The organism is Acidovorax sp. (assembly GCF_034519795.1).
Classification (GTDB): Bacteria; Pseudomonadota; Gammaproteobacteria; order Burkholderiales; family Burkholderiaceae_C; genus Acidovorax.
On sequence record NZ_JAXHOB010000012.1, the window covers coordinates 160,286 to 175,033 of the forward strand.

A 14,748-nucleotide genomic window follows, 5' to 3' on the forward strand; every position below is an offset into this window, starting at 1 on the left:
TGGCGTTCCCTTACGCACGCCGCCAGGCGTGGTACCGCTGCAGCCAAGCCAACACCTGCTGCGGTGCGTGCGCCCGTTTCCACTCACCGGCAGCGTATTTGTTGGCTTCCGAGAGCGTCGGGTAGGTGTGGATGGTGCCGAGAATCTTATTCAGACCCAGCCCGTGCTTCATGGCCAAAATGAATTCGGCCAGCAGGTCCCCTGCATGCTCTCCGACAATGGTGACCCCCAAAATGCGGTCCTTGCCAGGTACCGTCAGCACCTTCACGAAACCATGCGCTGCTCCATCCGCGATGGCGCGGTCGAGGTCATCAATCCCATAGCGTGTGACCTCGTAAGCAATGCCTTTTTCCTTGGCATCTTGTTCATTCAGACCGACACGGGCCACCTCCGGGTCAACAAAGGTTGCCCAGGGGATGACCGAATACTCCACCTTGAAGCGCTTGAACTGTCCGAACAGTGCATTGACTGCGGCATACCAAGCCTGGTGCGCAGCCGTATGGGTGAACTGATAGGGACCCGCCACATCCCCGGCAGCGTAGATGTTGGGATAGAGTGTTTCCAGGTACTCATTGGTCACCACCGTGCGCTGCGTGGGAATGCCGAGTGCCTCCAGGCCATATCCCTGCAGACGGGCCACTCGACCCACCGCGCAGATCAAGTCATCGAACTCCACGCGCCGCTCCAGGCCCCCGTGCTCGACCACGAGGTACTTGTACACCACACCATCGCGCTCCTCACGTTCGCATCGCAGAGCCTTGTGACTGGTGAGAACATCCACACCATCGCGGGCCAGGGAGGCGCGTGCCAGTTCGGATACCTCGGCATCTTCACGCGCCATGATGCGCGGCGCCATTTCGACTTGCGTTACTGCGGAGCCCAGACGCGCAAAGCTCTGTGAGAGTTCGCAGCCGATGGGTCCACCGCCCAGCACCACTAAGCGCGCTGGAGCGCTATTTCTTTGGGCCAACGCATCCCACAAGGTGTCGCTGGTGAGGTAACCGACCTCATCCAGCCCAGGAAGTGGCGGCACAAAGGGCTGCGCACCAGCGGCGATGACAATGCTGCGTGTCGTCAGGCGCTGCTTGCTGCCGTCAGCGGCCTCAATCTCTACAGTCCAGGGATCAATCACGCGGCCGTAGCCCTGCAGCACTTCCACACCCAATGATTCGTAGCGTTCAACGCTATCGTGTGGCGCAATGGTGCGGATCACGTCATGAACCCTGGCCATCACCTGCCGAAAACTGAACTCAGGTGCCGTGGCGCTCAATCCATACTGGTCCGCGTGGCGCATCTGAGTAGCCAACTTGGCGCTTTTAATCAGGGCTTTGCTGGGCACACACCCATAGTTCAGGCAATCGCCACCCATCTTGTGCGCTTCCACCAAAGTGACTTTGGCCTTGACGGCGGCACCGATGTAGGCCGTCACCAATCCGGCCGCCCCTGCGCCGATGACGATGAGGTTGCGGTCGTAGCGCTGTGGCCTTGTCCAGCGCGCATAGATACGGCGGCGCTGCAGGTATCCCAGGACCATTTTGGCAACCAGCGGAAACACTCCCAGTAAGACTAAGGACAGCGTGACACCCGGCGAGACAATGCCGGCCAAGCTATCGATGCGCGCCAACTGCGTGCCCGCATTCACGTACACCAAAGTACCGGCCAGCATGCCGATCTGGCTGACCCCGTAGAAAGTCAGCGAGCGGATAGGCATCAGGCCCATCAGCAGGTTGATGAGAAAGAACGGGAAAACGGGGACCAAGCGCAGCGTGAAAAGGTAGAAAGCGCCATCGCGAGCCATACCGTCGTTGATGGGCTTGAGGCGGTCACCAAAGCGCGCCTGCACCCAGTCGCGCAGCAGGTATCGCGCACTCCAAAAAGCCAGGGTTGCACCCAGCGTGGACGCGAAAGACGCAATGAGGGTGCCCCAGAACAGACCGAAGATGGCGCCAGCGGCCAGTGTCAGGATGACGGCACCCGGAAGGGAAAGGGCCGCCACCAACACATACACCGCGCCGAAACCCAGGCCAAGCAAAACGGGGGACGTGCTCCTCCATGCGGCAAATTGGTCGAGGCCCGATTTGAGCCCTTCGAGCGTCAGCCACTTCGGACCACCGGCTGCGAAAAATGCCCAGACCAGCACCACGGCCAGCGCCAGAAGCGCAAGACGTTTGGCGGCCCTCATCACTGCTCCGCTTTCAGTGCTCCGCCGCAACTGCTGCCCTGTCCGGCCGTGCAGCCATAGCAATGGTCAGCGGTGCGCACCGGCCGACCCACAGGGTCTTGCTCCAGCAGATCTCGCAGGTGTGGCTTGGCAGCCATTCGCAACGTGCCCTCTGCAGGCAACGGAAGGCCGAGCTGCTGATTGAAGTCACAATCGTAGAGATAGCCCTGCCAGTCCACGCTGACCAGGTTGCGGCACATGACGGCGGCGTGATTGGGCACGCTGAAGTTCTCGCGCAGCAGTTGCATGTAGCCGCTGAACTGCCCCTTGGAGATCAGCATGGACCCAAAGCGCTGGATAGGCATGTTCGTGATGACAAAAAGTTCGTCGAACTCAATGCCGAAGTGCTTCCACAGTTCGCGCTTGTAGTCTGCCTGAAGCTTGCGCTGCTCCGGCGGCAGCGAGGGACCCTGCGGGTTGTAGACCAAGCTGAGCTTGAGCCCTGAACCGGGCTTGCCGTAGCCCAGGGCATTGAGCTGCTGCAAGGCAGCGATGCTCTTGTCGAACACGCCCTTTCCGCGTTGCTTGTCCACGTTCTCCAGCGAGTAGCAAGGCATCGATGCCACCACTTCGACTTTTTGGTCGGCCAGGAACTGCGCCAAATCTTCCTGACCCGGTTCGAACAGGATGGTCAGATTGCAGCGGTCCATGACATGCACGCCCAGAGCCCGCGCCTGGCGTACCAGCAGGCGAAACTCTTCATGCAGTTCGGGGGCGCCGCCCGTCAAATCCAGCACTTGGATGGACCGTGCTTTTAACACCTCGATCACCAACTCCAGATTGGAGCTGTCCATCATTTCTGTGCGGTTCGGCCCTGCGTTCACATGGCAATGCACACAGGTCTGATTGCAGCGGTACCCGAGATTGACCTGTAGAGTAGTCAAGGAGCCTCTGTTCAAGGCTGGGAAAGTCGTTGCTTCAAGCAAAGGCAAGGTGGCGTGCATGTTCGTCCTTGGTTGTTCCGTGGGCGCGACTGTTTTCGCGTATTGCACTTTTAGTCGCCGCGAACCCCGTGCTTCTTACACCGGGGATATCAGACGATGTGATACTTTGGCCGCCCTTGTCTTGGCTACTCGGTCAAGCGCTGTGCAAGGGCGGCGAAGTCATCCACCACGATGTCGCAGTCGGGGTGCGGCGTTGGATCGGGAGGGCCTAGCGGGCCCCACTCTTGCGGTCTGCGGACAAAGGCTGTCCGAAGCCCGCACCCTCGGGCCGCGTTCAGGTCAAAGTTATGGCAAGCCACCATCAAGATGTCTGAAGGGTCTAAATTCATCCAGGATGCCGCCTGCATATATGCCTGGGGGTGCGGCTTGTACATGGCAATCATCTCGCAAGAAATCACCGCATCCCAGGTGATGCCGTTCCTGCGCGAAACATCGACCACCAGAGCCAACGGCAGCATGGTGAACGAAACCACGGGATACCGGGAGCGCATCCGCGCGAGCGCCGCTGGAAAATCCGGCCACGCGGACAGGCGATGCCACGCATCTGCAACCCTGCCGCGCTCCTCGCCCGTGAAGGCCTGCAATCCATGGTCGGTCAGCACCTGCTCCAGGCAAGAGCGATGAAGGTCGTCCATGTTGAATGCCGGCTTCACTTGGCCGACGATGCCCTGCATGGCGAGACGCCGGTAGTCGTTCGTGACAACATGCCAGTCACGATCAAGCCCATGAGCGGCTCCAATCTCAGCGAGCATGTGGCACACACCGCTGTGCCAATCGAGCACTGTGCCTCCGGTGTCAAAGGCGATGGCCTTGATATTCATGGCATGTCCTTGTACAGGTTGCGAACGCTCCCGGCATCCAATCAAGCTACCTTATAGGCCGCAAACTTTTCATCCAACTCCGTGGCGAAGGCATGGTTGGAAAAATTGCTCAATGTCTTCACAGCAATGGCCAGTACGATATACAAGAGATCGCGCTCCGAATACCCCGCCGCGAGGAAGGATTGCACCGTTTCCGGGCTGGGCCTGCCATGGGTCTGGACCATTTCGGTCACGGTTGCGTGCAGTGCAGCCAGCTTGGGGTCTGGAATTGGCTCGTGATCGCGGATAGCCTTCAGTACATCTGCGGGCACGCCTGACACCTTGTCGGCGATCATGCTGTGAGCCGCTGTGCAATATTTGCAGTCATTGACTTGGCTGACGGCCAGAAAAACCACTTCCTGCTCGGCCGACTTCAGGCCCGATTCGCTACGGAAAAGACCGTAGCCGTGCAGGTAGGTGCTGAGCACAGCCGGAGCGTTGGCCATGTTGGCATACATGTTGGGAATGAAGCCGACCTGCTTCAACGCCTTGTCGAGAATTTCTTTCTGGGTGCCCTCGGCGGTGGCGTGGTCGATGGCGTGCAATGTGCGGACGATGGGGGCAGTGGACATGAACTCGTACTCCTGAAAGTTCCACATCAACTCGGCCAGGCTCAATGGAAACCCCGCCAGCTGATGCTGGAGACAAGCTTAAATTTCATGAAGCAAAAACCGCGACCAATCGTCTCATTCAACGTCCCTTGCGTATCAGGAGTGCGGGGGGAGCCCATGCACTTGTTGGTCATCCAGCGCAACACGAAAGCTGCTTCACATCCTTGCTGAAGGTCTGCGCGCAGAGCTTAAGACCCTCGACCATCGTCAGGTAGGGAAACAATTGCTCGGCCAGTTCCTGCACCGTCATGCGGTTGCGGATAGCGAGAACCGCCGTCTGTATCAGTTCGCCCGCTTCCGGCGCGACGGCCTGCACGCCGATAAGCCGTCCGCTACCTACTTCGATGACCAGCTTGATGAAGCCGCGCGTGTCGAAGTTGGCCAGCGCACGCGGAACGTTGTCGAGCATTAGCGTGCGGCTATCGGTTTCGATTCCCTTGAGGTGGGCCTCGGCTTCGGACAGGCCCACGGTGGCGACCTGCGGATCGCTGAACACCACCGCCGGCATCGCGGTCAAATTGAGGGTGGCATCTCCCCCCGTCATGTTGATGGCCGCACGGGTCCCAGCGGCGGCGGCCACATAGACGAATTGCGGCTGGTCGGTACAGTCGCCGGCGGCATAGATGTGCGGCGTGCCGGTGCGCATGCCCTGGTCGATGACGATGGCGCCCTGCGCGTTGACAGCGATCCCCGCCGCGTCCAGCGCCAGGCTGCGCGTGTTCGGTGTGCGGCCGGTAGCGACCAGCAGCTGGTCGGCGCGCACTTCACCATGTCCCGTGGTCAGCACGAATTCACCGTCCACATGGGCAATCTGGCTGGCTTGCGTGTGTTCCAGCACCTCGATGCCTTCGGCCCGGAAAGCGGCCGCAATGGCTTCGCCGATGGCCGGGTCTTCGCGGAAAAACAGCGTGCTGCGCGCCAGGATCGTGACCTGGCTGCCCAGTCGGGCAAAGGCTTGCGCCAATTCCAGCGCGACCACCGACGACCCTATCACGGCCAGGCGTTCGGGAATGGTGTCGCTGACCAGGGCATCGGTAGATGTCCAATACGGCGTGTCTTTCAAGCCGGGGATCGGTGGCACGGCCGGGCTGGCACCGGTGGCGACCAGGCAACGGTCGAAGCTCACCACGCGCTCGTCGCCATCGGCCCGCCGCACGGTCAGACTTTGGCCGTCCTTGAAACGGGCTTCACCGTGCAGCACGGTGATGGCCGGAACACCATCCAGAATGCCTTCGTACTTGGCGTGGCGCAGTTCATCGACGCGGGCCTGCTGCTGGGCCAGTAGCTTGCGGCGGTCAACCTTCGGCACAGTCGCTGCAATACCGACGTCGAACGCACTTTCGCGGCGCAAATGGGCGATGTGCGCCGCTCGGATCATGATTTTGGACGGCACGCAGCCGATGTTGACGCAGGTGCCTCCCGTGGTGCCGCGCTCTATCAGTGTGACCTTCGCGCCGTGTTCAGCCGCCTCAAGTGCCGCCGCCATCGCAGCGCCGCCGCTGCCGATCACGGCGATATGCAAACCGGCCCCCTCAAGTGCATCACGACTTTTTGCATCACCTTTGAAGTCACCAACCCGGATCGAGCCTTGATAACCCAACGCGGCGATGGACGCCAGCATTTGGTCGTGACTCACGGCGCGTTCAGCGCTGATCTGCGCGCGGCTTTCCGGATAAGACACCACTGCGGTATTCACGCTAGGTATCTTTTCCAGGGCGTCCTTAACATGGCTGGCGCAGGATGTGCAGGTCCTGCCAGTCACGGTGATTGCGGTCATTTTTTGTCTCCATTTATTTTCGGGGTGCAGCAGGCGTCGGCTTGGCGTTTTCGCTGGCTAGCGTAGATGGTCAAATCTATAAAAACACCAGCGCAGGCAGCAACGCATAGCCCAGATAGCCGGTGAGAGCGGACAAGCCGACTACCCCGAGCAGAATGACCCGTGCGGGGGTGAAGCAACACAACGCCACGAGAACCGTGCCGACGATGCTGGCCCTCAGCAGGGTTCTTGGGTCTTTCATGATCAGTTCTTGACGGATGACGGATAGCCCGCGTCTTCGGTCGCTTTGGTCAGCTTCTGCAGGCTTGTGTTGGCATCGTCAAAGGTGACGACGGCTGTCAATTTCTCGTAGCTGACCTTGACATCTCGCACGCCATCGACTTTGGTGAGGGCCTTCTTGACGGTGATCGGGCAAGCCGCGCAAGTCATGCCAGGTACCGCCAGCGTGACGGTCTGAGTGGCAGCCCACACAGGAGCGATGATGGTGGCGAGAGCGAGGGAGACAAACAGCTTTTTCATAGTGATCTCTGGTTAGTACAACAAAGGAAGGACATAGGGGAATGCGAGCGCAACCAGCACCATCGCGGCCACGACCCAAAAAATGAGCTTGTAGGTGCCACGCACTTGAGGAATCGCACAGACCTCGTCCGGCTTGCAGGCTTGTGCGGGTCGGTAGATGCGTCTCCCAGCGAAGAACAGCGCCACCAGCGCCGCACCGATGAAGAGCGGCCGATACGGTTCCAGCACCGTCAGGTTACCGATCCACGCGCCGCTGAAGCCCAGCGTGACAAGAACCAACGGCCCCAGGCAGCAGGTTGAGGCAAGAATGGCGGCCAGCCCGCCAGCGAAGAGCGCACCGCGCCCGTTTTGTGGTTCAGACATGTGTTTGCGCTATCGAAAAAGGAAGGAACAGCGTAACCTTACTTCCGTAGTCATGTACGGAGTCAAACGTTGTGCCAACTATTTTTGAAAATCTGACCATTGGCGTTTTTGCCAAGGCGGCCGGGGTCAATGTGGAGACCATCCGGTTCTATCAGCGCAAAGGCTTATTGCCCGAGCCGGACAAGCCCTATGGCAGCATTCGTCGGTATGGCGACGCGGACGTGACGCGAGTGCGGTTTGTGAAATCGGCCCAGCGGCTGGGCTTTAGCCTGGACGAAATTGCCGAACTGCTCAGATTGGACGATGGCACGCACTGCGATGAAGCCAGCAGCCTGGCCGAACGCAAGCTCAAGGATGTTCGCGAAAAACTGAAGGACTTGGTGCGCATGGAGGCCGCGCTTTCCGGATTGGTGTGCGCCTGCCACGCGGCGAAAGGAGACGTGTCTTGCCCGCTGATCGCATCGTTACAACGAGAGATACGAAACCCGGCTGGCGTCGACTGTTAGCCAGCGCTCAAGCGGCCCGTAAGAGTGTTTGTATGTCACTCTTTCCGAGAGGACAAGCCGCGCAGCGAAAGCTTTGATGAACTCAAGGTCGCCTCGCGTCATAAGAAAAGTTGGACAGCCATTCGCTGGGCGAGCATCCGAGCTTGCGGACAAATGCCCGTGCCAAAGCACTGGTGCTGCCGTAACCCACATCTGTAGCGATCCGCTTGAGCTGAAGTCCCTTCTTCAGCAAGCGCTGCGCGCTCATCACGCGCCAGGAAGCAAGGTACTCGGCAGGTGTTTCCCCCGTCACCTCCCTAAATCGAGATGCGAAACGCGCGCGCGACATCCCAGCCTGAGCCGCCATCGACTCTAGGCTCCAGTCGCGCCCTGGAGCTTCGTGGATCGCTTCAAGCACTCGGCGCAATCGCGGGTCGGCCAAACCAGCCAGTGTCCCGCCCTGTGTTTGGCCCTGTGCAATCGCGTAGCGCAACAGCCGGATAATCAGGATTTCGCACAGGCGGTCCATCACTGCTTGTCTTCCGCAGTGGTCGGCGAAAGCCTCTTCGAACATCATGTCCAGCAGCGCATCGACGCCGGGTAGGTGTCTGAGTTCGATCAAGACCACATCTGGCAACGAGTCCGAGATTGGATTGCTTCCACCCCCTCCAAATTGCACGGTGCCGCACACGACATCTGCCCCCGCTTGTTCATCTGCCAGCAGCCTGTGGTTGTCTGGTCTGGGAAGAAAAAGGAGCGTAGGTTCTGAGATGGCGAAATCAACAGTGCGAACTCCGATCACTTGGAGATGGCCACTTCTGATCAGGTGCAGATGTCCTCGCTGCTCATCCTGCGGAAAGTCATGGAGGCCGCAAATGTTGCCGGTGTAGAACACCCCCGCACTTAACGCGAAATGACTCAGGAGATGGGTGACGCTATCCATACGCAATAGGGTATTCGGGGTGTGGATGGTTCATCGCGCATACCGCAATTCATACCCATAGGGCCAAGAACTTTGTCTTTAGCATGGCACTCGGTGGCGAAGGGCTGACCTACGTTGCCCTGAACAGAAAAGCCTCGAAAGGCTTTTGCTTTGGGCATGGCGGCTATTTAGTGGACTTCTCATTTTCCCCCTGCGCGAATGCCCGCATGGCCTGGCGAAGAAATGGAATCTGGTGACTGAAATTCCGGCAACCTGAACACATCATCAGGTGCACATTCAGTCCCATTTTTTCCGGCACCGATAGGCGGCGTTCCTGCGCTTCCGACACCAGTCGGGTGGCCGATTGGCAGTTCAGCATGGTTGCCCCTTGGTTTGATGCCAGTTGTTTTCCAAACACTCCCGCAGCCGAAGCCGGGCCCGATGCATGATGACGTTCAGGTTTGATGTCGAAATACCGACCGAAGCGCAGATTTCGTCTGACTCCAGCTCTATATATTCCCGCATCATGAACACGCGGGCCTGCTGTCCTGGCAGGGCCTCCAGGCAGAGTTCGAAAACCTTCCAGAACTGGCTTTGATGCAAGGCTTCCTGCGGATTTCCCCAGGCTGCGGGCCGTTCATCCGGCTCCCAGAATCCCCTCGCGTTGAAAAGCTCGTGGAGGTCTTCCTGCTCCTCGCGTTCCTGCATCAGTGCGCTGGCTTCGCCAAGCCGCTTCTTTTGCCTCAGCGAATCGGCAATCTTGTTCTTGAGAATCGCAAACACCCAGGTTTTCAACGCCGCATGGCCACGAAAGGCCGCAGCGTTCTTCAGCGCACCGATCAATGCCTCCTGCACGGCATCCTCGGCTACCTGTTCGTCCCCCAGCTGCAAATGCGCAAATTTCAGCATCTGACTGCGCAGGGACTTCAGCAATTCCGGGTCGGTGATTGAGGGTGCTCCAACGGCTGCCTCCACTCCCTCCGCCTTCAATTTGTCAAACGTCATGTCGGTCCTGTTCGCTCAATGCATTCTTGGCAGCGCTGTAGCTGGCGACGCAGTAGGGTACAAGGTAGTTGAGCAACACATGCCCCCAGGAAATCCCGGACCAACTGAGAATCGCCGCGCCCTGGTTGATCAGATTCAGAACGGTGCCCACGACAAGCGATATCCGCAGTGCGTTGCCCGCGATCTTTCGTGAGCACGCCAACGACCAAATGCTTGGCTTCATGTGTACCCCGACGATGTTTCCATCAGCGCCTGAATCGGCAGGTTCGCCACCGCTGCCGAGACGGTAGTCCGTATCAGCTCAAAATCCGCTTCAGGTTCAAGATCTGAGGCCGAGCCCTGGCGGCCGGTGGGCTTGGCCAACAACCCTCTTTCGGAGGCGTTCAGTTCAAACTCCCCCGAGCAGTTGCGACAGTAGATGCGTTGCCCGGCAACAAGCCCGCGCCGCAGCACCAGTGTGGGTCCGCACATAGGGCAAGACTGCAGCGGAATCCCTTCGTCGCTGTGCGCGAGCACATGGTCGAGCCGACCCGCTTCGCCCAAGCCGACGAATCTGGTTGCAAGGGGTTCGTCAAACTGCGCGCCCTTCTCGCGCCTCAAGATATCGAGTGCTTTCTCAATGGGCATGCCGGCTCTGTAGGGGCGATGGCTGGTCATGGCATCAAAGGCATCGCAGATGCCGACGATGCGTGCCGTGACTGGCAAGGCTTCGCCTTTAAGTCCACGGGGGTAACCCCGCCCATCCGGACGCTCGTGATGCAGGTGAACAGCGTCTCGAACCAGACCCGCGAGAGGATGCCCAGCGAGCATCCTGAGTCCGACGTCAGGATGCGTTTTGATGACGGCGTATTCCTCATCGGTCAAACGATCAGCTTTCCGCAAGATCGCGTCTGGAACACCGACTTTGCCCAGGTCATGCAGAAAGCCGCCTAGTTCGATCCGTGCCACTTCATCAGGGGATAGGCCCGCGTCTTGGGCTAACAAGCGCGCGTAGCGCGAGACGCGCCAGAGGTGCCCGCCTGTGTAGGGGTCCCTCGCCTCGACAAACCAGGCCATGGTCATCAGACTGGCCAGCAACTGGGCGCCATGGGTGGTGCCGGCTGTCGGACCGCGCAACCATGTGCTGAGCAGTTTCGATCCGATCATGTGGACTTCTCCATCGCTGTTCCAGTGTGAGCAAAGTCGGACGAGGCAAAGCGACGTATGAAGCGCCGGTCGATCCAATCTTTCCAGCGCCAAACCCAGCGACCTTCTGCAGACCAGGCACCCCACGATGCAATCGCATAGCGCGGCCCGCACGCGAGCAGGTAGAGAGAGCTGGATTTTGGTGCATATGTCCGCAGTGGACCGCCCTCCAGAACCGCGAGCAAGTTGCTGGCAAGTACAGGGCCTGCGCGGACTGCATGCACGCCCGAACGAGACAGGTGCGTGTCTGGCCGCGCGCACACGTCTCCGGCCGCGAAGACGTTGGGGTGGGAGACACTGCGGTGGTGTCGATCCACCAGAATGTATCCCCCTGGATCCAGCGCTAGCTGGGACAACTGCAGCCACACAGGCGCACGCGCCCCGGTAGCGGCAATCACCAAATCAGCATCCATAGCCTGACCGTCCGCCAGCAAAACACCTTTTTCTGTGCCGACAGCCCGCTGGAAATGCACATTCAAACCAGCACGTTGAGCGTAGGCAATAACACGATCTTGCACGCGTCGATGGTGCCCTTGCAAGATTCCGTTTTCGGAAGCTACCAGATCCACTGTGGCGTTGACCCCGGATTGCTGCAACGCATATTGCGCAGCCAGAGCGATTTCTACCCCGGCGGCGCCGCCGCCCACAACCAGCAGGTGAAATGCGCCTTTCGTTTGCGCCTCGGTCAGTTTTTGAGGCCACTGGGAGTAGAACTGATCCAAGGGCTTGACCGGCAGCAGTTTGTCCCCCAGTGCTTCCAGCCAGGAAGTTGCCGTTTCGCTGCCCACATCAATGGACAGCCAGTCATAGTGCACATGTCGGCCATCGGTGAGGCCAACGCAGCGTCGCGCAGCGTCCATGCCCACCACACTGTCCACAATAAGCTGCCCTTTCGCAGCCGCCACCAATGGCCTCACGTCGATCTGACAAGCCGCCTTCGAATGGTGGCCTGAGATCCAGCCAGGCAGCATCCCTGAATAGTTCTGTTGAGGCGCCGGAGTGATCAGCGTCACTTCGACCCCCTGAGGGCGTCTGGCAGCCAGGGCTTCCAGAACCGACAGATGCGCGTGGCCTCCGCCGACCAAAACAAGCCTTTTCATGGAGGAGCCGATCTACTGGGTGAAATGACGTTTGAGAATCCGGGCCGCAATGGCTCGACGAGCAGGAATGGCCAAATCATCCTTGCTGAAATACAGAAAGGTATCAGGACGTCCCCATTGTGAGACGGTACCTTCGTTATCGATGCCCGCGATGCTCGCATTAACGCGGCAGAGCGCAGCCATACGCTCCAGACCAGGCCGCGCCATGTCCAAGGAAAGCATTGATGCGAAAACCACGGGGACGGCCGGTGCGGATTGGCGCAGCTGCTGAAACACCTCTTCTGCGGATTCGGGGATGGAAGATGAGAGTGCCATGGAAATGACGGCGCCGCCCGCTTTGGGCGCGAGAGTAGCCATGTTGGAAATAACCTCCAGCTTGGCAAGCGTGTAGCCGTTTTCTTCCAAAAAAGGCTTCATTTCAGCGACGATGAAGGGATGGGGTCTAGCCAAGAGGATATTTTTCGACATATGGGACTCCGTCATGCGGTGGTGGATGTCGATTAGTCGCTCCACGCTCCGTGGCTCTTACACCGCCGGACCCATCAAGCTGTAATAGATGCGTCCGGTGAAGCGACTAACCAACGTCGTCAGCACTACAACCACCTGGAGTTTCAATATGACACGTGCCCTGATTGGGATCATTGGCGGGAGTGGCCTCTACCACATGGATGCTTTGCAGGATGCCAAGGAACATGATCTGGAGACACCCTACGGCAGGCCCTCCGATGTCTTGGTAACCGGCAAAGTAGATGGCATTTCCGTGGCCTTTTTGGCCAGACACGGTCGGGGCCACCGTCTGATTCCATCCGAGGTTCCCTACAGGGCCAACGTCCATGCCATGCGCCAACTGGGCGTGCGGTACCTGGTTTCTTTCTCCGCAGTGGGGTCGCTGCGCGAGGAGTTGCGCCCGCTCGACATGGTTCTACCGGATCAGTTCATCGACTTGACCAAACGCAGAGACAGCACGTTTTTCGGCGCTGGCGCGGTGGCGCATGTATCCCTGGCGCAGCCCATCTGCGCCAATCTCTCAGACGTATTGGCGCGTTCGGTAGACGGTGCTGGACTGAGCGACAAGGTGCGCCTGCACAAGGGCGGGACATATGTATGCATCGAAGGCCCACAGTTTTCCACCATGGCCGAATCGCACTGGTATCGAAGCATGGGTGCCAGCGTGATCGGCATGACCAATATGCCGGAGGCGAAGTTGGCGCGGGAAGCACAGATGGCTTATGCCACTTTAGCGATGGTGACCGACTATGACTGCTGGCACCCGCGGGAGGCTCATGTCACGGCCGATGCCGCGATTGCCAACCTGATGCGGAACGCAGGCCACGCTCAGGCGATAGCGGCAGAGGCCATCAAGATTCTTGGCCGAGAACTACCGGCTTCTGCGGCCCATGCCGCGCTAGATTCGGCTCTTGTAACGACACGTGAGTCTATGGAGACCGAAGTCAGAGGCCGCCTGGAAACGCTATGGAGTTAGCTATGTGGGTCGGCATTGGTCTACAGTTGCAGAACTGCACCAGGATCCGCTCCTGTCGTCGCCCCCCGTCAGGCATGCTCAGGCCTTCTGGCCCGCATCAACCAAGACGTTCGGCCTCCCGCTCAGGCCTGTCAGACGATTTGACGCAACTGCGTATTCCTCGTCTGGACAATCAGCTTCAACGTTTGCAGCCTTGCTCAGTTGCTGGTTTATTGGCAGCGGGCCGCAATGCAGTGCGCTCGGGCCGAGAACTTCATTGAGGCAAAGTAGTCCACTACACTCATCCTTATGACTCGCGACCGCCGCACCCGCCTGAGAACAGTATTTCTTGCACTGGTCAGCCTGCTATTCATGCAGCTGGCGGTGGCAAGTTACGCCTGCCCGGGTGCGCAGTCTTCGCGGGTTGCCGAGGTCGCGGCCATGGCCGAAGCCGGAATTCCATGCGCCGAGACCATGTCGCTGCGCATGGACGGCGAGCAGCCCCACCTGTGCCAGGCCCATTGCCAGGCCAGCCAGCAAACTGCGGACAAGTACGAGTTGCCCGCGCTGGAATCCGCTGCCCTGGCGGATATCGCTTACACGCCCTTCATCGCGCCGGCCATTCCGGAGGGGGCGCCCGCACAGGCGCCGCTCCTGAAGCGCACAACGGCGCCGCCCTTGGCCGTGCAGCACTGCTGCTTTCGCATTTGACGTCCCAGACCGTCTGAGCGTTGCCCGAGGCACTTCAAGTGCCCCGGCAGCTTGTTCTTCGTTCTCTGGAGATGACATGTCTAGTTTGATTTCGGCCCGCTGGTGGGCCACTGCTGCTGTGGCGGCAGCCTTGGGCCTGCCCGCCTGGGCTGGTGCGACCGATGAACCACTGACTCTGCGCGAAGCGCTGGCGCTGGCTACCGCGCGCTCGCAACAACTGGTGGCCAGCCACGCCTCTACGGCCGCTCTGCGGAACATGGCCGTCGCTGCGGGCCAATTGCCGGACCCCGTGCTCAAGTTCGGTGTGGACAACCTGCCGCTGAACGGGCCGGACCGGCTAAGCCTGTCGCGCGATTTCATGACCATGCGGCGCATCGGCGTGATGCAGGAGTTGCCCGGTGCGCAAAAGCGCCAGTTGCGCATCGAGCGCTTCGAGCGCGAAGCCGAAGTCTCCGTCGCGCAAGGCCAGATGAGCCTGGCCAACCTGCAGCGGGATACCGCCCTGGCGTGGATTGAGAGCTACTACACCCAGCAGACGCGGCAACTGGTCCTTCGCCAAATCGAGGAAATTAGGCTCTAGGTC

General features: G+C 59.7%; 18 protein-coding genes and 1 pseudogene. 4 read left to right on the forward strand and 15 right to left on the reverse strand.

What is annotated here, in order from left to right; all coding sequences use genetic code 11:
- Nucleotides 1–10 precede the first annotated feature (10 nt).
- The 8 genes and pseudogenes from U5N23_RS14355 to merT all read right to left on the reverse strand — a co-directional run bounded on the left by U5N23_RS14355 (nt 11) and on the right by merT (nt 7,295).
- The gene (locus U5N23_RS14355; protein ID WP_322593460.1) at nt 11–2,182 is read right to left on the reverse strand and encodes an FAD-dependent oxidoreductase; all 2,172 of its coding nucleotides are present in this window, start codon (nt 2,180–2,182) and stop codon (nt 11–13) included.
- Entirely contained in the window at nt 2,182–3,165 is a 984-nt protein-coding gene (arsS, locus tag U5N23_RS14360; protein WP_322593461.1) for an arsenosugar biosynthesis radical SAM (seleno)protein ArsS, read from the reverse strand. The genes U5N23_RS14355 and arsS overlap by 1 nt, the downstream gene beginning before the upstream one ends.
- A gap of 125 nt (nt 3,166–3,290) precedes the next feature.
- Nucleotides 3,291–3,986, reverse strand: coding sequence for a haloacid dehalogenase type II (locus tag U5N23_RS14365; RefSeq protein ID WP_322593462.1), 696 nt, complete (start codon nt 3,984–3,986; stop codon nt 3,291–3,293).
- A gap of 41 nt (nt 3,987–4,027) precedes the next feature.
- Nucleotides 4,028–4,597, reverse strand: coding sequence for a carboxymuconolactone decarboxylase family protein (locus U5N23_RS14370; protein WP_322593463.1), 570 nt, complete (start codon nt 4,595–4,597; stop codon nt 4,028–4,030).
- Nucleotides 4,598–4,766: 169 nt separating this feature from the next.
- Nucleotides 4,767–6,413 carry a mercury(II) reductase gene (gene merA / locus U5N23_RS14375; protein WP_322593464.1) on the reverse strand — a complete coding sequence of 549 codons (1,647 nt, stop codon included), beginning with the start codon at nt 6,411–6,413 and terminating at the stop codon, nt 4,767–4,769.
- Nucleotides 6,410–6,654, reverse strand: a pseudogene (merF, locus tag U5N23_RS14380) (mercury resistance system transport protein MerF). Before merF ends, merA begins: the two are co-directional and overlap by 4 nt.
- A 2-nt stretch (nt 6,655–6,656) precedes the next feature.
- Nucleotides 6,657–6,932, reverse strand: a complete 276-nt coding sequence (merP, locus tag U5N23_RS14385; RefSeq protein ID WP_322593466.1) for a mercury resistance system periplasmic binding protein MerP — start codon at nt 6,930–6,932, stop codon at nt 6,657–6,659.
- 12 nt (nt 6,933–6,944) lie between these two features.
- Complete coding sequence (gene merT, locus U5N23_RS14390; RefSeq protein WP_322593467.1) at nt 6,945–7,295, reverse strand: mercuric ion transporter MerT; 351 nt, start codon at nt 7,293–7,295, stop codon at nt 6,945–6,947.
- A 71-nt stretch (nt 7,296–7,366) separates the two neighbouring features.
- Here merT and merR point away from each other — a divergent pair, with 71 nt between their 5' ends.
- Nucleotides 7,367–7,801 (forward strand): Hg(II)-responsive transcriptional regulator, encoded by a 435-nt coding sequence (merR, locus tag U5N23_RS14395; protein WP_322593468.1) that lies wholly within the window; start codon nt 7,367–7,369, stop codon nt 7,799–7,801.
- 82 nt (nt 7,802–7,883) lie between these two features.
- Here the strand turns inward: merR and U5N23_RS14400 are convergent, their stop codons facing one another.
- From U5N23_RS14400 to U5N23_RS14430, 7 genes are all read right to left on the reverse strand, one after another.
- On the reverse strand, nt 7,884–8,723 hold the full coding sequence (locus U5N23_RS14400; protein ID WP_322593469.1) for an AraC family transcriptional regulator: 840 nt from the start codon (nt 8,721–8,723) through the stop codon (nt 7,884–7,886).
- 163 nt (nt 8,724–8,886) lie between these two features.
- Complete coding sequence (locus tag U5N23_RS14405; protein ID WP_322593470.1) at nt 8,887–9,081, reverse strand: zf-HC2 domain-containing protein; 195 nt, start codon at nt 9,079–9,081, stop codon at nt 8,887–8,889.
- The gene (locus U5N23_RS14410; protein ID WP_322593471.1) at nt 9,075–9,707 is read right to left on the reverse strand and encodes an RNA polymerase factor sigma-70; all 633 of its coding nucleotides are present in this window, start codon (nt 9,705–9,707) and stop codon (nt 9,075–9,077) included. Before U5N23_RS14410 ends, U5N23_RS14405 begins: the two co-directional genes overlap by 7 nt.
- Nucleotides 9,697–9,930, reverse strand: coding sequence for a nitrate/nitrite transporter NrtS (gene nrtS / locus U5N23_RS14415; protein ID WP_322593472.1), 234 nt, complete (start codon nt 9,928–9,930; stop codon nt 9,697–9,699). The genes U5N23_RS14410 and nrtS overlap by 11 nt, the downstream gene beginning before the upstream one ends.
- Nucleotides 9,927–10,853, reverse strand: a complete 927-nt coding sequence (locus U5N23_RS14420) for an HD-GYP domain-containing protein (RefSeq protein ID WP_322593473.1) — start codon at nt 10,851–10,853, stop codon at nt 9,927–9,929. The genes nrtS and U5N23_RS14420 overlap by 4 nt, the downstream gene beginning before the upstream one ends.
- On the reverse strand, nt 10,850–11,992 hold the full coding sequence (locus tag U5N23_RS14425; RefSeq protein ID WP_322593474.1) for an FAD-dependent oxidoreductase: 1,143 nt from the start codon (nt 11,990–11,992) through the stop codon (nt 10,850–10,852). The genes U5N23_RS14420 and U5N23_RS14425 overlap by 4 nt, the downstream gene beginning before the upstream one ends.
- Nucleotides 11,993–12,004: 12 nt before the next feature.
- Nucleotides 12,005–12,460, reverse strand: a complete 456-nt coding sequence (locus tag U5N23_RS14430; RefSeq protein WP_322593475.1) for a hypothetical protein — start codon at nt 12,458–12,460, stop codon at nt 12,005–12,007.
- Nucleotides 12,461–12,608: 148 nt separating this feature from the next.
- On the opposite strand from U5N23_RS14430, the gene mtnP reads away from it, so the two are divergent.
- The 3 genes from mtnP (at nt 12,609) to U5N23_RS14445 (ending at nt 14,745) form a co-directional block, all read left to right on the forward strand.
- Entirely contained in the window at nt 12,609–13,475 is an 867-nt protein-coding gene (mtnP, locus tag U5N23_RS14435; RefSeq protein WP_322593476.1) for an S-methyl-5'-thioadenosine phosphorylase, read from the forward strand.
- Nucleotides 13,476–13,895: 420 nt separating this feature from the next.
- Nucleotides 13,896–14,165, forward strand: coding sequence for a hypothetical protein (locus U5N23_RS14440; RefSeq protein ID WP_322593477.1), 270 nt, complete (start codon nt 13,896–13,898; stop codon nt 14,163–14,165).
- Nucleotides 14,166–14,241: 76 nt separating this feature from the next.
- The gene (locus U5N23_RS14445; protein ID WP_322593478.1) at nt 14,242–14,745 is read left to right on the forward strand and encodes a TolC family protein; all 504 of its coding nucleotides are present in this window, start codon (nt 14,242–14,244) and stop codon (nt 14,743–14,745) included.
- Nucleotides 14,746–14,748: the final 3 nt, after the last annotated feature.